This window comes from Acinetobacter sp. YH12255 (assembly GCF_013417355.1).
GTDB classification, from domain to species: Bacteria; Pseudomonadota; Gammaproteobacteria; order Pseudomonadales; family Moraxellaceae; genus Acinetobacter; species Acinetobacter pseudolwoffii.
Map to the genome: position 1 here is coordinate 1 of NZ_VPEC01000039.1, position 19,372 is coordinate 19,372.

At 42.5% G+C, this 19,372-nt stretch carries 20 protein-coding genes and 1 pseudogene; 8 read left to right on the forward strand and 13 right to left on the reverse strand.

Features of this window, described 5'->3' with window-relative positions:
- Positions 1-139 precede the first annotated feature (139 nt).
- The 3 genes from FTV30_RS13110 to FTV30_RS13120 are packed head-to-tail and all read right to left on the reverse strand — an operon-like array spanning position 140 to position 2,952.
- Positions 140-1,216 (reverse strand): DUF6670 family protein, encoded by a 1,077-nt coding sequence (locus tag FTV30_RS13110; protein ID WP_100329338.1) that lies wholly within the window; start codon positions 1,214-1,216, stop codon positions 140-142.
- Between the two features lie 18 nt (positions 1,217-1,234).
- Positions 1,235-2,056 (reverse strand): CDP-diacylglycerol--serine O-phosphatidyltransferase, encoded by an 822-nt coding sequence (gene pssA / locus FTV30_RS13115; RefSeq protein ID WP_005094042.1) that lies wholly within the window; start codon positions 2,054-2,056, stop codon positions 1,235-1,237.
- A 38-nt stretch (positions 2,057-2,094) separates the two neighbouring features.
- Positions 2,095-2,952, reverse strand: coding sequence for a 23S rRNA (adenine(2030)-N(6))-methyltransferase RlmJ (locus tag FTV30_RS13120; RefSeq protein WP_005094045.1), 858 nt, complete (start codon positions 2,950-2,952; stop codon positions 2,095-2,097).
- Between the two features lie 117 nt (positions 2,953-3,069).
- On the opposite strand from FTV30_RS13120, the gene FTV30_RS13125 reads away from it, so the two are divergent.
- Positions 3,070-3,672, forward strand: a complete 603-nt coding sequence (locus tag FTV30_RS13125) for a 2OG-Fe(II) oxygenase (RefSeq protein ID WP_180001736.1) — start codon at positions 3,070-3,072, stop codon at positions 3,670-3,672.
- 70 nt (positions 3,673-3,742) lie between these two features.
- On the forward strand, positions 3,743-4,270 hold the full coding sequence (locus FTV30_RS13130; protein WP_180001737.1) for a hypothetical protein: 528 nt from the start codon (positions 3,743-3,745) through the stop codon (positions 4,268-4,270).
- 90 nt (positions 4,271-4,360) lie between these two features.
- On the opposite strand, the gene FTV30_RS13135 is transcribed toward FTV30_RS13130, so the two are convergent.
- The 6 genes from FTV30_RS13135 to FTV30_RS13160 all read right to left on the reverse strand — a co-directional run bounded on the left by FTV30_RS13135 (position 4,361) and on the right by FTV30_RS13160 (position 9,270).
- Positions 4,361-4,618 carry a DUF2789 family protein gene (locus tag FTV30_RS13135; protein WP_005094049.1) on the reverse strand — a complete coding sequence of 86 codons (258 nt, stop codon included), beginning with the start codon at positions 4,616-4,618 and terminating at the stop codon, positions 4,361-4,363.
- A 115-nt stretch (positions 4,619-4,733) separates the two neighbouring features.
- Positions 4,734-4,988 carry a DUF2789 family protein gene (locus FTV30_RS13140; protein ID WP_034608346.1) on the reverse strand — a complete coding sequence of 85 codons (255 nt, stop codon included), beginning with the start codon at positions 4,986-4,988 and terminating at the stop codon, positions 4,734-4,736.
- Positions 4,989-5,076: 88 nt separating this feature from the next.
- On the reverse strand, positions 5,077-5,337 hold the full coding sequence (locus FTV30_RS13145) for a DUF2789 family protein (RefSeq protein ID WP_005094053.1): 261 nt from the start codon (positions 5,335-5,337) through the stop codon (positions 5,077-5,079).
- 174 nt (positions 5,338-5,511) lie between these two features.
- Positions 5,512-6,498 carry a malate dehydrogenase gene (locus FTV30_RS13150; protein ID WP_005168672.1) on the reverse strand — a complete coding sequence of 329 codons (987 nt, stop codon included), beginning with the start codon at positions 6,496-6,498 and terminating at the stop codon, positions 5,512-5,514.
- Between the two features lie 167 nt (positions 6,499-6,665).
- Positions 6,666-7,304 carry a ribonuclease I gene (locus FTV30_RS13155; protein ID WP_180001738.1) on the reverse strand — a complete coding sequence of 213 codons (639 nt, stop codon included), beginning with the start codon at positions 7,302-7,304 and terminating at the stop codon, positions 6,666-6,668.
- A 31-nt stretch (positions 7,305-7,335) separates the two neighbouring features.
- Positions 7,336-9,270, reverse strand: coding sequence for a lytic transglycosylase domain-containing protein (locus tag FTV30_RS13160; RefSeq protein WP_180001741.1), 1,935 nt, complete (start codon positions 9,268-9,270; stop codon positions 7,336-7,338).
- A 334-nt stretch (positions 9,271-9,604) separates the two neighbouring features.
- Between FTV30_RS13160 and miaB the strand changes: the two genes are divergently transcribed.
- The 3 genes from miaB to ybeY are packed head-to-tail and all read left to right on the forward strand — an operon-like array spanning position 9,605 to position 12,682.
- Positions 9,605-11,062, forward strand: a complete 1,458-nt coding sequence (gene miaB, locus FTV30_RS13165) for a tRNA (N6-isopentenyl adenosine(37)-C2)-methylthiotransferase MiaB (protein ID WP_005094063.1) — start codon at positions 9,605-9,607, stop codon at positions 11,060-11,062.
- A 38-nt stretch (positions 11,063-11,100) separates the two neighbouring features.
- On the forward strand, positions 11,101-12,177 hold the full coding sequence (locus tag FTV30_RS13170; protein ID WP_005094064.1) for a PhoH family protein: 1,077 nt from the start codon (positions 11,101-11,103) through the stop codon (positions 12,175-12,177).
- Positions 12,178-12,199: 22 nt separating this feature from the next.
- Entirely contained in the window at positions 12,200-12,682 is a 483-nt protein-coding gene (gene ybeY / locus FTV30_RS13175) for an rRNA maturation RNase YbeY (RefSeq protein WP_005094076.1), read from the forward strand.
- A 178-nt stretch (positions 12,683-12,860) separates the two neighbouring features.
- Here ybeY and FTV30_RS13180 read toward each other — a convergent pair whose 3' ends face one another.
- Entirely contained in the window at positions 12,861-13,718 is an 858-nt protein-coding gene (locus FTV30_RS13180) for an energy transducer TonB (RefSeq protein WP_180001739.1), read from the reverse strand.
- A 261-nt stretch (positions 13,719-13,979) separates the two neighbouring features.
- Between FTV30_RS13180 and FTV30_RS13185 the strand changes: the two genes are divergently transcribed.
- From FTV30_RS13185 to FTV30_RS13195, 3 genes are all read left to right on the forward strand, one after another.
- Entirely contained in the window at positions 13,980-14,666 is a 687-nt protein-coding gene (locus FTV30_RS13185) for a hypothetical protein (RefSeq protein ID WP_005094079.1), read from the forward strand.
- Between the two features lie 190 nt (positions 14,667-14,856).
- Positions 14,857-15,540 (forward strand): DUF3108 domain-containing protein, encoded by a 684-nt coding sequence (locus FTV30_RS13190; RefSeq protein ID WP_370982144.1) that lies wholly within the window; start codon positions 14,857-14,859, stop codon positions 15,538-15,540.
- Between the two features lie 88 nt (positions 15,541-15,628).
- The gene (locus FTV30_RS13195) at positions 15,629-16,204 is read left to right on the forward strand and encodes a xanthine phosphoribosyltransferase (RefSeq protein WP_005094083.1); all 576 of its coding nucleotides are present in this window, start codon (positions 15,629-15,631) and stop codon (positions 16,202-16,204) included.
- Between the two features lie 310 nt (positions 16,205-16,514).
- Here the strand turns inward: FTV30_RS13195 and FTV30_RS13200 are convergent, their stop codons facing one another.
- From FTV30_RS13200 to FTV30_RS13210, 3 genes and pseudogenes are all read right to left on the reverse strand, one after another.
- Positions 16,515-17,177 carry a hypothetical protein gene (locus tag FTV30_RS13200; protein WP_180001742.1) on the reverse strand — a complete coding sequence of 221 codons (663 nt, stop codon included), beginning with the start codon at positions 17,175-17,177 and terminating at the stop codon, positions 16,515-16,517.
- An 84-nt stretch (positions 17,178-17,261) separates the two neighbouring features.
- On the reverse strand, positions 17,262-18,467 hold the full coding sequence (locus FTV30_RS13205) for a CsgG/HfaB family protein (RefSeq protein WP_180001740.1): 1,206 nt from the start codon (positions 18,465-18,467) through the stop codon (positions 17,262-17,264).
- A 799-nt stretch (positions 18,468-19,266) separates the two neighbouring features.
- A pseudogene (locus FTV30_RS13210) lies at positions 19,267-19,372 on the reverse strand (IS5/IS1182 family transposase); the annotation flags it as partial.

Below are 19,372 nucleotides of genomic sequence, written 5' to 3' on the forward strand. Positions count from 1 at the left end.
TTATCAGAAGTTTTAATCTTCATCACTGCCGATGGATGTGCATTCTACAGGATTTCACACCCAACACAACCCCTATTTCTAAATAATTCAGCAAAAAACCAACGACTGTTTATTTATTCTACAAAAAATGCAGGTTTTTCTATTTTTTGAGCATTAAAGGTACAGAATTTGATAAATGAGTTAAAAGTTTGTCGGTTTTATCTTGTTCTTGAAAGCGTAAAGGACGGCAATCAATGTATTCACAGTAGCCACCTTCCCCATTTTCGTTCTCTTCATTTATTTTGACCTGATAACTAAAACTTCCAACATAGCCCGCGGCCAAACCAAATTTGAAATCACCGCGACTTTGCCCTTGTACCCAAATACAGGTGCCATCTTTAGCTTCGTAACACCATTCAAATTCACGTGGCAAATACATATTTTGCCCATTCGGCGTGGTGACGCGCGGATAGACACGATGGACTTTAAAATACACTTTTTGATCAAACATCTGAGTCTGCATCTTGTTTAAATCACGCAAATACATCCGAGACTGAACAATACTATTCACCCCATCCCGAATTTGCGCCAACAGTAGCTGCCGGTTTTCACTCAGGTTAATAATTTGATAAGTCAGGAAGGCCAAAGGCAGATAAGGGAAATTGAAACTTCGTGCATATTCAAAACTTCCGAGGCTATCAATATTATATGTCTGTTGTTTATATTTTAATGTGCCTTGGCAATAGCACAGCAAAGACCAGTGCTCGGCAAGTGAAAACCGCACCTGGCTAAAGTGGGAAATGAGCTGAGTGGTATGAATGCTTAAATCGAAACTGAGTTCCGAGTCAAAACGCTGCAAACGAAAATGAGGAAAGGTCCCACTCAGTTGCTCCCGATCTAAAAACTGAAATAAGCCAGCATCAAAGTTACAGTCCTGCTGTACTGAATAACGATGCAGTTGGCCGACCATATGCGAACTGGTGCTGCAAATCACTGTTGCGGTATCCAGTGCGTTGGTTTGAATTGCACTGGGATTGGCCAGCATCGGTGCATTCGGCTGCCCGATAATGCTGAGAAAATTTAGATAGTGCAGCGGCGCCGGAAGTCCAGGAATCATCAAACCTTGATGAATAATCTTATATTTTGAGTTGGGGCCATGATAGGCAGGATAATGCGAAACAGTTGGAGTCTGATTCAGCTGTTTCGAACGATCTAAAAAATCTTGAAGAAACCGCATCTCAGACTCCTTATATTTTTATAATCTACTCGATCTTTTTGCCATAAAGGTGGTCACAAAACCAGATAAGGCATAGAGAATAGAAATTACCAGAATGCCGACAGGAATATTATAAGTCATCGCAGCAAAGACAAATACGGCAATTGGTAATACAAAAAACGGAACGCGTTTACGCTCTACGGTCTTGAATGAATAATATTTGATATTGGAAATCATCAACAAGCCCACCGCAATAATGACAACGGCGTTAATGATCTGAATGGATGCTTCACGAATATCAAAAATTTCAGGAAAATCTAAACCGACCCAGACCAGCGAAACAATCATGAGAGCCGCCAATGGACTGGCCACACCAATAAAATAACGCTTGTCTACCACGCCAATCTGTACGTTAAAGCGGGCCAGACGAAAAGCAGCACAGGCGGTATAGACAAAACAGGCGGCCAAACCAATCCGGCCTAAATCACTCAAACCCCAGCTATACATCAAGATCGCGGGAGCAACACCAAAAGCCAGCATATCGGAAAGCGAATCAAACTGTTCACCAAACGGACTTTGCGCACCAATCGCACGCGCCACACGCCCATCCAAACCATCCAGCAAAGCCGCAATAAAAATTGCATAGATCGCTTGCTGGAAATTGCCATTCATGCTGGCAATAATGGAGTAAAAACCCGCTAACAACGCAGCGGTTGTAATCAGGTTCGGCCATAGATAGATGCCTCGACGCTTAACTTTCTGCCCTTCCTGGGTATGTTCCTCTTCTTCCACCTCAAAGGTGATGCCATCAAAAGGCAAGTCTTTTGAAGAGTCGCGTTCCGGTTTGCTTATATTTGTCATTCTTGTCGATCCTAGCTATGACCTGTGCTTTGAAAAAATTATTCGCCGACTAACCAGCGAACTGCAGCGTGACCACCATTTTCACTCATACGAAGATGTGGGAATAACCATTGTAGTGCTTCATCTGCATCTTCAGAGAATTTCCAAGGCGGATTAATCACCAGCAAACCACAACCATTCAAGCCGACTGGGGTGTCATCCGGCCATACACAGACTTCACACACCAGTTGACGGCGGATGCCGGTCTTGAACATTTTTTTCTCGAAGCGTTCAATCATGGCACGGTCTTTAATTGGATACCAAACAGCAAATACACCTGTCGGCCATTTCTTATAAGCGGCAACCAGTAATTCTACCAATTGTGGAAAATCTTTACGCTCAAGCTCATAAGGTGGATCGATCATCACCAGACCACGTTTTTCTTTCGGCGGAATCACCCCCAAAAGACCTTCATAAGCATCACGCTCATGCAAACCGGCACGCTTGTCAAAAATATTATGACGAAGTTGCTGAAACACATCACGCTGCATTTCAAAAATAGTCGCTTTATCAATCTCGCGCATGCCTTCCAGAGCAAACCAAGGTGAACCGGGATAAGCACCCTTACCAAAGTTTTCACGCATTTTCTCAACAACTTTCAAATATTGTTGTACGCCTTCAGGTGCGTTACGCTTGATCGAATCATCCAGTTTAACAAGACGATGAATACCGTTTAAGAACTCACCTGATTTTTGCGCTTCAGCAGTCGATAAATCATATTTACCCGCACCACCATGTGTATCTACATAGCGATAAGGTTTGTCTTTTGCATTCAGTCGAGTCAACAACTGAAGCAATAAAACGTGCTTCATGACATCGGCAAAGTTGCCTGCGTGGTAAGAGTGACGGTAATTCATGTTTCATTAATTCCTAATATCAACAGCTATTTTAACATGAAAAATAGTTTCGTTCAGGCACGATTCTTACACTAAAATAGCGAACCTGTTTTGCCACACTATCGAGAATTGAAAAAAATGGAAGCTGTTATCATCCCAGGGGATTGGAATGTTGATCAAATCTTAGATGATTTAGATCAACATGGCTTTAGTATTGTTGACGATGCTTATTCTAGTGAATATCAACATGCGGTAAGTCAGGAATGCTTAAGCCACTTAAACGAATTTCGTAATGCAGCCATTCAAAATGGCGTCGTCAGCAACATCCGTAGTGATCATATTCTTTGGTTACGACCTGAATTTCAAATTTCCCACCTACACACTCAAACCCTGCAACAGTTTTCTCAAGCTTTAAACCGCGCGTTTTATTTAGGCATTAAAGAAATCGAAGCACATTTTGCCTGCTATCACGCTGGCGAGTTTTATGCGCTGCATCGTGACAATCCTCAAGCTAAAAATGGCCGAATGATTTCCAGTGTGTATTATCTGCATGAACAATGGCAGGCAGATTGGGGGGGAGAATTGCGTCTGCAAGATAAAAATGACCAGTGGCATATTATTCAGCCACAGCCGAACCGGATTGTACTGTTCCAGAGTGATTTGTTACATGAAGTTTTAATTTCCAAACAGCAACGTCTATCCATTACGGCCTGGTTAAGAAGCGATACAGCCTTAATCTAATGCTCGCTCATGCTTTAAATTTATTTTTTTAACCTCATATAGGCATTATTGAGAAATGAGGATTGCGTTGATGCGATTAACAACCAAGCAGATTATTGAGCGACTGGGTGAAACTGACCGATTGTACTTAAAAGGCAATACGCCAGAATTAACGCTTGAACGTGCTGATCTTCGTTTACAGCTGGTGACTTTAAGTGAGCTGCGTCAGGAACAGCGACATTTCCTGCAAGAAGCGATTGTCTTACTTGAACAAGGCCGGGTGGAATTTGAAGAAATGCCGCTGCGCATGTATATCAATTTATCCTTGCATCTGGCCAAGGCTTATATGATGTTTTTTGAACTGACCAAAGAGCAGCATTTTGCCCTGATTACCCAGCAAATTCTTAAGCCGATGGCCAGTTATGAACATGGCGATATTTATTTCTTCCTGGCTTATGCCAGTGCCAGTAAAAATGAGCCAGCCCTGACACGTCACTGGTTAGGGAAATACACCAAAACGGTTGAATGTGAACTGGAATTGTTGCAGCAGCATCATGCCTTTAGTGATTATCGTCAGCAGGAATGGTTTATCAAAATATTAAAAAGTAAAATGCATTAAGCTTAACAGCGTCAAAGAAAACGCCTCATTTGAGGCGTTTTCTTTTGAGCATCACTTTCATTTTTTAAGTAATACCAAGATATAACACAGTTAAGCAGGCTGACGTCTGTAGGCATCCATGTGTAATTGCTGGTTCAGCTCATCCACCCAGATTGCCCAATCATCATCCTGTACCAGATGACTAATCAATAACGAACGCTGGGATTTATTCCAGAATGGTGCCTCATGCAAGGACAGGCCTGCTGGAAGCTGATGAGTCCGGATATACAACTCAATGGCAGCAGCGCTATTGGCCAGACCGAGTTGAGAAAATAACATTTCTAAGGATGGTTGGTTCTTCATGAGCATGTCGCCCTCCTTATATCAGATAAATTGTAATTATTTATAGATCTAACTTATAAGATAAGACAAAAAAAACCTAGTCATTTCACTAGGTTTGTTGTTTCTTTTTGTAGACTATAATTTAAACACCTTGCTTGTCACTTTCGACATGTAACAGCTGGTTCAGTTTGTCAATAATCACAATCCATTCATCATCTTGATGCCAGTGCTCGCGTAAGAATGCACTTTGGCCCTCACTCCAGAATTCGGCATCCGGTAAAGCGACTTCAGATGGCAACTGATGGGTATGGGTGAATTCATTAATTGCGGCTTCATCAGAAGGCAAACCCAATTGTTCAAATAATAATTCTAAAGTTGGCTGTTGTTCGAACATGATCCACTTGCTCCTGTTATATGCTCTAAACTAAAAATAAGACCTTTACCATCCCTAAAATAAGAACTGGCATAAATCTTTAAATATTCATTTATAAATCACATGACCCAGAACCCTGGGCTTCGCTATGTAATTGTTCATTCAGGACATCAACTAAAATTGCCCATTCATCATCTTTTTTCCACTGACCAATCAGGAAATCATGCTGGGATTTCGACCAGAACGGCGCCTTGTGCAAAGGCACGTCCATGCCAATTTGATGGGTCTTAATAAACTCATCAATCGCCTCGGGACTCGAGTCCAATCCAAGTTGCTGAAAAAACATTTCTAACGTTGGGTGTTGATCAAACATCTTCTTCACCTCGCCTTTTATTGGATTATTTATGTTTTTTAGCTTAGTCCAAGCCTAAGCAAGATTCAGTTGCTGCTGCATCACAGCATGTTATTTTTTGTTCATCAAAAAAATAGAGATATAAAAAAAGCACCCCGAATGGAGTGCTCTTTCAACTTAATCTAAACGATCAAATTATTTAAGCATGTCAGCAATCGCTGCGCGCTCTTCTTCAAGTTCGTTCAATGTAACATTGATACGCTCACGGCTGAACTCGTCGATTTCTAGACCTTGAACGATTTTGTATTCACCGTTCTCAGTCGTTACAGGGAAACCGAACATAACGCCTTCAGGAATACCGTAAGAACCGTCAGAAGGAATACCCATGGTTACCCATTCGCCATTTGTGCCAAGAGCCCAATCGCGCATATGATCGATTGCAGCGTTTGCAGCAGAAGCAGCAGAAGACAAACCACGCGCTTCAATGATGGCAGCGCCACGCTTACCAACAGTCGGAAGGAAGGTGTTTGCATTCCAATCTTGGTCGTTAATCATGTCTTTAACGCTTTCGCCATTAATTGTAGCGAAACGGTAGTCAGCATACATTGTTGGAGAGTGGTTGCCCCAAACTGTAAGATTTTTGATGTCTTTAACCGCTTTACCGGTTTTAGCAGCAATTTGAGATGCAGCACGGTTGTGGTCAAGACGTAACATTGCAGTGAAGTTTTTCGCTGGAAGATCTGGAGCAGATTTCATCGCGATGTAAGCATTCGTGTTCGCAGGGTTACCTACAACAAGAACTTTAACGTCACGGCTCGCAACTTCGTTAAGTGCCTGGCCTTGACCGATAAAGATTTCGCCATTCACTTTAAGCAGATCAGCACGTTCCATACCTGGACCACGTGGACGTGAACCAACTAATAGCGCGTAGTCAGCATCTTTGAATGCAACTTTAGGATCATCAGTACCGATCATGTCTTCTAGTAGCGGGAATGCACAATCTTGAAGCTCCATCATTACGCCTTTAAGCGCTTGCTGAGCTTTCTCAAAAGGAACTTCGAGCAATTGCAAAATCACTGGTTGATCTTTACCTAGCATTTCGCCGCTTGCGATACGGAATAATAGGCTGTAACCAATTTGACCTGCAGCGCCAGTAACGGCAACACGAACTGCTTGCTTCATCTAATTATCTCCAATTGAGGATATTCAACGCGATTAAATAGTTAGTATTTAATCTAATAATCGTAAACGCGAAAGATTGTACTCCAATCCTTTGCCGGATGCATATAAAAGAGGACGGATTTCATCTAAAGTCTGATAGGAAATATAAATTAAACCGGCAAAAAAGCTCAGTATGTTCCTTTTATTGTGACAGTTTTTGGGCATGTATTAATAATGTTGGCAGGACAGGATTTATAATTGCCATTTTTGTGATAACAGACTTTGATCGAGGTCAACACGCTGCTAGCTTGAGTAAGCTGGCAATTAAATCTCAAAGCATTGGCGGGTAATTGCGGATTAATTCTCACAAATTTCACACGCAGCGCATCGACTGACATGGTGATATTTTCCTGTTCAGTCAGCTCTGCCGGCACTTTAAGCCGGTCTGCATAATTGATAATCGTCCGGAAATATTGGCTGGCATTCATCGGAACGCAACCGCCGATGTTGCGCCACAAAATGGTCCGGGTATTTTCATCCGGCATGATTCTGGCCACCACCTTGGACTGAAGCGGTGAAAGTTTTGCAGAGCTATTGGTTGTACAGTTTTCTGACATAGCCTGAGGATATAAGCCGGAAATATTCAAGGAATAACCTTCTAGACATTTTCGTTTCTTTGCATATTCAGGGTACAGGCTACACAAAGCCGGCACCATTTCTACATCCATAACATAGTCTGTCGGCATGGCGAATGCTGCCGGACTGCTGCCCAAGAATACAAGCGCTGCCCATTTCCCCCAAACTCGACGATCCTTCATTATTTTCATGAATAAAGCACCATCCCCAATAATTTTAATTTTATTGTGTATTACGTAATGGTATCAGTTGCATACGCTTACCCACGGACTGTGCACCCTGTCCCAACAAGAGACCGTAATGTGTGGCATTGGTCATGACATGTTTCACATAATCCCGAGTTTCAAGTAAAGGAATACTTTCAGTATATTGATCTGCTGCCATGCCCTGAAATTCCGGCTGCCAACGGCGGGCACGGTTTGGTCCGGCATTATAGCCTGCGGTTGCCAAGACTGGGCTGTTGCTGAGCTGACGCTGAATGGTCGATAAATAAAAGGTGCCGTAACGAATATTGGTATTCATATCGGTCAAAGCTGCCGGATTATAAGTCTCACCCATTTGACGTGCCACCAGCTTGGCGGTATCTGGCATGATTTGCATCAGGCCACCGGCACCCACATGTGAACGTGCCACGGTATTGAAACGGCTTTCCTGACGCATCAAGCCATAAGCCCAAGCCGGATCGATCCCGGCATTGCGGCTATGACTGACCACGTAGTTCTGGTGCGGCATTGGATAACGATAATTGTAGTTATGTTTGTTCACGGTGCGGTCAGCTGCATAAATGGCCCGATCATGCCAGCCCATGTCCATGGCACGCTTTGCTGCGGCCAGCAACAGCTCATCATCTTTCTTCAGATAGGCCTGACGCACTGCCCAGTTCCATTCACGGTTAATGTAGTTATTCGGTGCACTGATATTACGTAGCGTGAACGCACGACGGAAATGAATATCCTGATTCAAACGTTGCATGGCCTGATTCGATGGCTGAATTGGATTGGGTGTGCTCGCAGTCAGCTGTCCCAACTTGTCGCGTGCCAGAAGATTGTGATAATCATCCCCGGCGGCCAATGTACGATAAATACTCTCTGCAGTTTTCTTTGAACTACGATCTGCACGCTGCTCACTGGCACGGGCCAGCCAATATTGCCAGCGATCTTCCTGTTTCTGATTGACGCTCATGGCATCAATCGCACGGATTAGGCTTTCCCACGCACTAAAACGGATGGCCTGACGCGCATAAATCTCAGCTTCTTCCGGACTAAATGGCAGACCATAACTGGCATCAAAGGCATTTAACACTTCCCGGTTAAAGTTGTTCTTCATGACTGTGGTTCCACCGACATAACTCACAGCTCGGTATAAGGCACGTTGTACTTGTACCGGTGTGCCTTCAGCAGTCCGTTTCACAATGGATAACGCCGAGTCCAGATCACTATCTGCCAGACGTCCCAGTGCATATATCAGATAAGCATGTTCTGCCGCACTGTTTTTCGGTGCAGACCATAAATAATTGGTTGGATTGGCCTGAATCGAATTGAGTTGTGCTAAAGACAGATTCAGACCGATTCCTTGCGCAGTAGCAATGGCCTGACCTGACTGACCGGCACGCAATTGTACCCAAAGTCGCTGTTGGCGGTCTTCTGCCGTCATTAAAGGACTAGAAAGCATCATTCGACCAAGTCCAGTACAAGAATCCGGTTGGCTATTGGTGGTTAGCCAGACCTCTTTAAACTCGGCATAAACCAGCTCATCACCGGCTTTGGCACGAACTTGTGCTACGGCACAGGCTTCAGCTGGATCAGCATTGGTCACATAAGGCAATACCGGTTGAGCCGTGGTGAAATCTGCCATTTTGACTTTTTCTTCGACATAGTCCGCTGCCAGCTTTTCAGCCATCGCAGATTGCGGGTAGCGCTGAGCAAAACTGACAATTTGGCTGGCAGGTTGCAAGGCAAGATTCTGGTTTAAAATCCAGTATTCCGGATAATAGCCTAAAGCATCATTCTGCATGGACAGGCGATATTGTTGTAATAATTCAGTATTACCTGCATTGGCCGCACGTAAGGCATCGTTAAATTGCTCTTCAGCTGCATATGTACTTGCTGAACAGATACACGCCACACTTAACGTAATTAATTTATAATATTTATACATATTTTCAGTGTGTTTCAACATCCCTTTGCCTTCTCTCATCGATTCTGTGCCTAGCCTATGTTGCTTATCATAAGAGCTTTGTTGAAATATTATAAGCAACTGTATTGTTCAGTTATGTAACCTTATGATTAAGCAATATTAATCTACAGACAATTTTTACCCATAAATCAATATTTTTCCACGTTTAATTTAAGCTATAAGTTTAAGCGACTTTCCTGCTAAAATATGCGCCTTCCCATATTTCAGTCCGTGAATTGAATTGTTATTCACCTGTTTGATGCGTCAATCAGGCTGTTCGTTCACTCTTTCAACGTATTACCTTGTAGGAGCCTACATGACGGTTCAAACCTTCATTCCGAATGGTGCCCCAGCTGCCTCAGAAAACACTGTTACCCAGCCAGCGCACACCCCTGTCCATGAGATTGCAGTAAAAAAACTGTATATCGAAACGCAAGGGTGTCAGATGAATGAGTACGACAGTCACCGTATGGCAGACCTGTTAGGCGATTCTCATGGCTATGTGCTGACCAACGATCCTAAAGATGCCGATATTCTGCTGATGAATACCTGCTCGATCCGTGAAAAAGCCCAAGAAAAAGTGTTTTCCGAGCTGGGTCGCTGGCGCAAACTGAAAGACAAGAATCCGGATCTGATTATCGGGGTTGGCGGCTGTGTGGCGTCTCAGGAAGGCGACAACATCCAGAAACGTGCCAATTATGTCGACATGATTTTTGGCCCGCAAACCCTGCACCGCTTGCCACAAATGCTGGATCAGCATTTTGACCAGATCGAAAAACCGAAAAAAGAAAAAATCAAACTGGTAGATATCTCCTTCCCGGATATCGAAAAATTCGACTTTCTGCCTGAACCGCGTGTTGAGGGCTATAAAGCCTTTGTTTCGATCATGGAAGGCTGTTCAAAATATTGTTCGTTCTGCGTGGTGCCTTATACCCGTGGTGAAGAAGTGTCTCGCCCACTGGATGATGTATTGGCTGAAATTGCGGGTCTGGCAGAAAAAGGCGTGCGTGAAATTTCCCTGCTGGGTCAAAACGTCAATGGCTATCGTGGTGAAACCTTTGAAGGCAATATCTGTACTTTTGCCGATCTGTTGCGTTTAGTCGCGGATATTCCGGGCATTGGCCGGATTCGTTATACCACTTCGCATCCACTCGAATTTAATGATGACCTGATCCAGTGTTATCGCGACCTGCCACAAATGGTTTCGCATCTGCATTTGCCGGTACAAAGTGGCTCGAATGATGTGCTTCAGGCCATGAAACGTAACCATACCATCGATGTCTATATCGAGAAAATTAAAAAGTTACGCTCAGTTCGTCCCGATATGCATTTATCTTCAGACTTTATCATTGGCTTCCCGGGTGAAACTGATGAGAACTTTGCAGAGACCTATCAATTTATTAAAGATCTGGATTTCGATCATTCTTATAGTTTTATCTATTCAAAACGTCCGGGTACGCCTGCGGCAGAACTGGAAGATACCATTCCGGAAGATGTCAAAAAAGAACGTCTGGCCAAAGTTCAGCAATGGATTAAACGCTCGAGTATTGACAAAACGGATGCCATGCTCGGTAGCATCCAGCGGGTACTGATCGAGAAAGTCTCTGATAAAGATCCGAATATTCTGGTGGGTACGGCGGACAACACCCGTTATGTCAACTTTATTGGTGATCCTGCCTGGGTAGGTCGCTTTGCCGAGATCGAAGTGACCGAAATTAAAACTTTGAATTTAGTTTATGGTGAACTCTTGAATCTTGAGCCTGACGTGGCGTAATGTAGAGCATATAACGTACACTTCATAAGGAATACTCTTTGACTGCAGCGATTCGACGTACAGTAGCTTTTCCTGGGATTTCAATGGACCGTATCCAAGCGATGTTAGGTGCTTATAACGGTCATTTGAAGCAAATTGAACAACGTTTAGATGTCAAAATCTCCCATCGCGGAGAGAGTTTTATTGTGGATGGTGGAATCGATGCCGTTGAAAGAGCCGAAATGCTCTTGCAACGTCTACACGAAGAATCTGAACAGAGCCAGCAGATCAGCGCAGATACCCTGCACCTAATGATTCAGGGCAGTCAGACTGACCGTGAACTCCAGCAAGATCTAGAAGACCAAGAACATACCGGCCTGGACAATGTCTGGTTACAAACCCGTAAAGGCCGGATCAATCCGCGTGGTGCCAACCAGAAACGTTATGTACAGCGTATTCTGCAAAGTGATATTTCTTTTGGTATAGGTCCTGCCGGAACCGGTAAAACTTATCTGGCTGTCGCTGCTGCTGTGGACATGCTGGAACGCAATGAAATCCAGCGCATTCTACTGGTGCGTCCTGCGGTCGAAGCCGGTGAAAAACTGGGTTTCTTGCCAGGGGATTTAAGCCAGAAAATCGATCCTTATTTGCGTCCATTGTATGATGCTTTGTATGAAATGCTCGGCTTTGAGAAAGTGGCCAAGCTGATTGAACGTCAAGTGATTGAGGTGGCGCCACTCGCTTATATGCGTGGCCGTACCTTGAATCATTCTTTCGTCATTCTGGATGAGGCACAGAACACCACCCCAGAACAGATGAAAATGTTCCTGACCCGTTTAGGTTTTGGTTCACGAGCGGTCATTACTGGTGACGTGACGCAGGTGGATTTACCGCGCGGCCAACAGTCTGGTCTTTCACATGCCCTGCGTGTGATTGATAAAATCCCTGAAATTCATATCACCCGTTTTCATTCGCGTGATGTGGTTCGTCATCAACTGGTACAGAAAATTGTTGAAGCCTATGAAGGCTGGGACAGTGATCAGCAGCGTTTAAGTGCAGAAGCACGTGCCGAACGTAAAGCACGTCAGGACGCCTTGATCGCTGAAAATAATGCTGCCGCAGATGCACAGCATTAAGCTTTCAATTTAAGGATTTGTGTTGAAACTTAGTCTTTCCTTACAGCAGGATTTTCAGTCACCTGAACTGGTACTAAAACGTGCCTCTATTAAAAAAGTAGTCGAAACCACTTTAGGTCATATCGGTACGCAAAGTAATTGCGAAATCGGAATTGCCTGTGTCGATCATGATGAAAGTCATAAACTGAATCTGGAATATCGCGGCAAAGACAAATCGACCAATGTCCTGTCTTTTCCGAGCGATCTTCCAGATGAAATGGCGCAATTTCTGGATGCCTTTCCCATTGGCGATCTGGTGATCTGTATTCCTGTGGTACTTGCTGAAGCGCTTGAGCAGCAAAAAGCGCCGTTGACGCATTTCACCCATATGCTGGTGCATGGCACCTTGCATTTAATGGGTTATGATCATGAAACATCAGATGAAGATGCGGAAGAAATGGAAGGCATTGAAATTGAAATTCTGGCCAAGCTGGGTTTTGAAAATCCTTATCTGGAACGAGATTAAGATTTAAAAGAAAATGAAGGAAGCGAGCTGAGGCTCGCTTTTTTAATGCTTTATATTCGCTCTTCCTCTAGGAGATGAGAATCCTCAGAATATATTCTGAGTTCGCAAGGGAGAGGTTCTAATACCTGTTAAAACCCCTCTCTAACTCTCTCCCAAAGGGAGAGAGAACTAGAATGAATTAACGTACTTCAAACTCTGCTTCAGCCGGATCAAAACGCCAGGTTCGGATAATCCGCAATTCAGAAATTTCCTTCATTTTGGCATCAAACGCACCAAATGGCGCCGCTTTACGTACAGAAGATTTCGCAGCCTCATCCAGCATGGCATGTCCTGAACTGTCAATTAATCGGATGGCACGAATCCCTCCATTCTGATTCAGGATCACCATCAGACGAACTTCACCTGCCAGATTCTGCTGCTTGGCAGCTTCCGGATAATACTGATTGCCATAAAACTCTACTTTCTGACGGAACTTTTCCAGATAGGGTGCGGAGACATCCTGCTTGGATTGAATACCATCCACAGTTTTAATTTTTTGCTGACGACTAAAATTTTGCTGACGCTGTAAATATTGCGCTTCCAGACTGGCCACCATGGCTGCTTTGGCCTGAAACTGGCTTTGTAACTGCTCCTGCATTTTTTTACGCTGATTTTCTTCTGCCTGTTTTTGCCAGCTCAAGGTGGTCATCAGCACTTTTTCTTCAAAACTGAGTTCCTGTTTCTGTTGCAGCAGATCCGGACTTTCTTGTTGTTCTTCCCCTGCCTTCTGCTCTAACAAAGGAGATGGCATATCACTCGACATCCGATGCGCTTCTCGAAACTTGCCAGACCCTTGCTGGTCTGTCTGGGCCAGAAAATCAGTGTGTTCAATTTTTTCATCTGTTTGTCGCAAGCTGACTGCAATTTCTTTGGTGCTGGTCTCCCGATCTTGCGGCATACCAAATTCCAGTGTCAATACGATCAAATGCAGAATGCCTGCGGTGAGCACGGCACTGCTAAATACTGGATCTTTCCACCAGGTTCTGACCAGAGGCATTAATATTATTGTTTATCACATTACCCAAACTCAGTCCTGAGTTCAGTTCCCCAAAAAAGTATTTTAAAGATTAAAAACAAACAAATTGGGCATTTCTATTTTAAAAATGCCAAATCCATCAAATCTTCAACGTTACATAACTAAAACTATAAAAATGGTGCTATTTATTTTGCTAAACTTCAAGCTTGAATACTTGTATTTTTCATACAATTCGACAAGATACACTTCGAGTCAAAAATAAAGTTGCTAGGATGCTTCAATATGCAAACGCTAATTTCCAATATTTCCAACCGAATCCGCCAAGTGTATCAGAGGGCGGAAGGATTTATTGAGGATGAGCGTGAATTCCCTTTATCGCAAGTCTTCTTAAATGCAACTTTTCAACGCTTTGTCACCGACAATGTCGATGCACTGAAAGACTTACACGCAGACCTGCATGAAGACTGGCTGCGTCTCTACGCGACACTAGACTATAAAGGCCTGAATATCACTTTGTCGGTAGACTTGAAGCTGGTTCAGATGGAACTGAATAAGACCACCCAGCTGATTGTATTCGAGCAAATCAGTGATACACAGCTTATTGACGCCAAATATCCAAATCTGTTGTATAAGCTTGGGGTGCGTTTTGCCCTGTTCTTCTATCAACGCATCTTGAACAAAGATCCATTGGGCATGATTCTGGAAAAACTTGGCGTTATTAAAGTCATTGATGACTTGCTGTATCTGGACTTGAACCGCTGGTTAGGCAAAAACCGTTCGATTATTGATACTCTAGGTAAAGTTCATGTGAATCATGCAGTGCTTCGCGAAGCTGAACTGGTGGTGATTGGTAATGTGAATCTGGCAGCCCTGTTTAGGAAACTTTCTCAAGACAGAGAGGAAAATTGGGATGAAGATGAAATGGACGATAACCTGGTGACCCCGATCAAACAGAAAGATCCGTCTTGAATACTATTCAATCTCGTTTTTTGAACTTTTGTTGAAAAAAACTACATGAAAGATACATTTTTGCTAGAAATATCCCTTAAATTTCCATATTTTGCCTAAAGAATAAAAGCTACAACAAGTAAGATATTTTGCCCGTTTAACCAATATAGGAAAATGACTAATGGTGAAGACTGTATTTAAGACTTTAGCGATGACCACAGGTCTAAGCGGTGCAATACTGTTGACTGGTATTTCTAGCCAGGCTTTTGCCATGACGCCTTTCCAAGCCAATTATCAATTTAGCTATAATGGCAAGAATATGGGTTCTGCCACCCGTACTCTGAGTAAATCCGGCAATAACTGGACTTACGTCTTTGCTGCAAAAGCCGGTGGTATTGCTTCAGCAACTGAAACCAGCCGTTTCACCTTTAATAACGGCAAGATTGGCTCCAGCAGTTTCAGTCGTAGCAGTAAAATCCTGGTACATAACAACACCATGAGTATTAACTTTAATCCTTCCAGCAAAACCATCAATACCAGAAAAGATGATGAAAAGCGTTCTTTTGCCTGGAGAGCCGATGTTCTGGATGAACTGAATGCGGAATTACAAATTCGTGAAGATCTAAAAAATGGTGGCTTAAAATCGAATTATTATCTTGCTGATGCTAAAGAGGTCGAAGGCCGTAAGTTTGTTCGACAAGGTTCAGAAACGGTCAGTACCAAATATGGTTCTTTTAATACCATCAAGGTGGTGATGAAGCATAGCAAGCCGGGTCGTGAAACCATCTTCTGGCTGGCACCGAAACTTGACTATCTGCCAGTCAAAGTTTCGCATGTAGACAAGAAAACCTCTTATGGTTTGCTATTAACTGACTATAAAGGTGCAAGCAACTAAGATTTTGGCGAATTTCACTTGATTTTTTCCGGGTGCTTTTTACAATACGCTTTTGCTTGAAAAAGCACCTGCTCTTGAGGATTCTCCCGTGCATGCACTAGAACAGAAAATCTTGGCCGAAGGCATCGTTCTCTCTGAAGAAGTTTTGAAAGTGGATTCTTTCTTAAACCACCAGATTGACCCAGTCATGATGCAATTAATTGGTCAAGAATTTGCGCGTCTGTTTAAGGATGCTGGTATCACCAAAATTATTACGATTGAAGCATCAGGTATTGCACCTGCAGTGATGGCAGGTTTAGAACTTGGTGTACCTGTCATCTTTGCACGTAAATACCAGTCTTTGACCCTGAAAGATGATTTATACCGCTCTAAAGTGTTTTCATTTACCAAACAGACTGAAAGCACCATCGCGATTTCAAATAAACACATCAGCTCAACCGACAAGGTTTTAGTGATTGATGACTTCCTGGCGAATGGTCAGGCGGCGCTGGGTCTGGCCGATCTGATTCATCAGGCAAACGCAGAAGTGGTCGGTATTGGTATTGTGATTGAAAAATCATTCCAGCCTGGTCGCGACTTGCTGCTTGAAAAAGGCTACCGTGTGGAGTCACTGGCACGCGTAAAATCTTTGGCAAATGGCACAGTTGAATTTGTTCGCGACTAAGCTCGACAATCAATTTTAAAAGAGCGCTTATGCGCTCTTTTTTATTTTGTCTATCTGATGAATTAAATTAAAAATATTCAAAGCTCGACTCTAGTTCAATCTAATGTGTTATTCATGATTCCTGACTTGATCCTAGATAAATGGCTTACTTTTAAATTCGAAGTGATTAAACCTCTAAAATAGATCGTGTCATAAAATAAATAATTTTTCTATCCGATGAATAAACAACCAGTTATAGCAATTTTATTATAAGATAAAGAGGTCTAACTATCTGCAAATAATTAGACCTCTGTTCACCTTGAACAAGAGTTTATTTAACCGTCACAGTAATACTGCCGCTATTTACAGCACCGATAGCGGTAGTTGTGATGCTATTGTTAATAGCAGTTTGAGTTCCTTCTGCAATCGCATTGACAAAGGCATCAATGGTACCCGCATTATAGGCAATGTTCGCGACACTATAATTGCTTAAAGTTTCATTGATCTGCTCACTATAGTTGGTAGACAGTGATGAACTTACAACTTCCGAGAGATCTGAACTATCCGCAACCTCGGATAACTCTTCTAAGGTTTCAGAATTATTCGTTGCACTGGTGACTTGACTGAAATCATAGTCATATGTTTCATCTGATACGTCTGATATCACCTGATTGAAGCTGCCTTGCTCAATCGTGATACTACCTGTGTTCGCTGCACCAATTGCAGTAGTTTCAATTGTCCCTTCAATTGAACTAATCGCATCTGGTACTTCTCTTACTGCTCCTGCAAGTGCTTCTAAATCAACGCTTGCATCAACATCACCTGTATTCACTGCCAGATTCAGCGCAGAACCATTTTCAACCTGCTGAGAAATAGAATCCAGAGTAGCTTGTAAACCGGTATCTACTTCCACATTGGTTTCTTGAGCATATGCCATCCCCGCACTAGACAGAAAGGCGACGGATAATGCGACTGTTTTGATCGTGTTTTTCATCATTGTTCTTCCTACTGTTATTTTGAAGTACCTCTCGCTAAGTACTTCTTCTGACAATGGGAGCGAGCCCATTTTCAAATCTTTTTAATCACGTTGAGTATTTGACCAGTAATTCTCTACTACCTCTGGATTGGCATCCCATAAACTGGATGACTTCTCCTCAGCTTGTTCTTTGTCAGCTTTTTCTTGACTATCTTTTTTGTCATTTATTTTGCTTGTCGGAGATGGGCGCTTAGTCTTACTAATATATTTAATCAGTTCCTGTTTGCTCATTTCAGGCTCGGCTTCAGGATTCTGAATCACCTCAGATTCTTTCTGCTTAGGCGGCTTGGTATCTTTGCTGGGTGAATTGGTCGACTTGTTTTTTTCATTGGATGAATCTGCCTGACGTGAGGCCGATTCCTGAACAGGGTTGCTGGAATCGGTACTGATTTGTTGCTGATTTTTCTTATATTTATGCAAGGCAACAGAACTGCGAGTGAGATCTAAGCGACCAAATTCAGGTGGAATTTCCGCACGGCAACTTGCAAACACTGCCGGTGGCACGACCTGACTGAGTAATTCAAAAGTGGCCAGGTTCAACATTTGGCGTAAGGCAAAATTAGTCGCCTCTCGTTCTCCCTTGCCAATTTGAATATTTAACAGTGTACGACCCGCGAACCTGCCTGCACTAAGACCATAATCCTGTGCAGCAATCTGCTTTTGCAAAGAAACATTACCCACCACTTTACTACTGCGGGTATCGGTCAGAGATAAATCCAAACCGACCATAATACGGGTTTGACTGTAATTTGGGCCCACTCCGGCAATTTGCATGTCAAAACCCCCGCCCGGAATAAAATCCAGACTGTTAATACTGCCGGTGACATAATAATCGGAGGCCTGAATTTGCCTTGGATCACGAATCCCCCACTTGGCTTCACTTTCGATAATCCGGGGATCACGTCGGTTCATTAAACTGACGCCTGCCTGAAACAAGGCAGACTGCACCATATCTCCCGCACCCTGGGTCACCATTTTGCCACTTCCGCCATTGGTGACTACATCTTTACCGGTTTGATCCAGAATCGCGCCAACAGAAAAACTCACATCACTACGTAGTTGCCCTTTGAGGCAGGAGAGCGCCATATCAAAAGGGGTAAAAATATCGGTAATGGGTGGTCCTTGCACCAGACTAACTGCTTTCTTGTTTGAGGGAGCTAAACCTGTACAGCCTGTTAGAAGCGAGCTAAAAAAAACAGGAATACTCAGAGAAAATATATATTTTCGGGTTAAGGAGAAATTCAGCATAGTGACTCTCCTGATTGAGTACTTAAATTAGGACAGCGCTGAGCGTTTTGATTGGTATTTGAATTAACAGGTGCTTCATTGAGTAATTCACTCGAAATATCGATGTTGTTGTCTGAACCTTCGACATTGATATTGTTGGTGGGTGTATTTACGGTACCTATAGAGGTGGTTGAGGTACTGTAAATAGTGGTTCTACCTAATCCAGAATAATAATCGGACTCCTTGAGCTCGATCAGATTGGCTTACACCATTAGAGAAATTTGCTCAGCTTGTTGATTATCATAAGACTTTTCAAACTGTCGCACCTCATGTTTGAATTCGCCCATTGTTTAAAAAACAAAAACATAATAAACCCAGATTGATGATTAATATTCTCATAATCTTAATATCCTCTGATCTAAGATATTTATTTAATTCTTGGGTTGAGTAAGATTAAATTTATCTGAAAAATATTAAATCACATAAAAAAATGAAAAGTAGAATCCAGCATTATTCACATATTTATTTATATTGATTAAAAACCCATATATTTGTTTTTATTTATAATAATTATTTTTGTTATATTTTGTGATTTGTAAGAAATCATTATATCGAAAATATATGAATATAATAATCATCTAAAAAACTTGATTAAAATAATATATTTTTTATCTTATCAATAATAAATAAATTATCTAATCACGACCCAAATTATTATTTATTTTAATTTTAAAAATCTGTAAATTTTTATTTTATTAGAACTTCTCATTAATAATAAATATCACACTTTATTAAAAATACAATAGATCTCTTGCGAAAGTTAATTTAAGAGCATCCAATTCACCATTCCAGCAATTAAATTCATTCTTAGACCAAAGCGTTTCCGTCTATTTCTATAGCGTTCTGTTAATATCCGAAAATGTTTA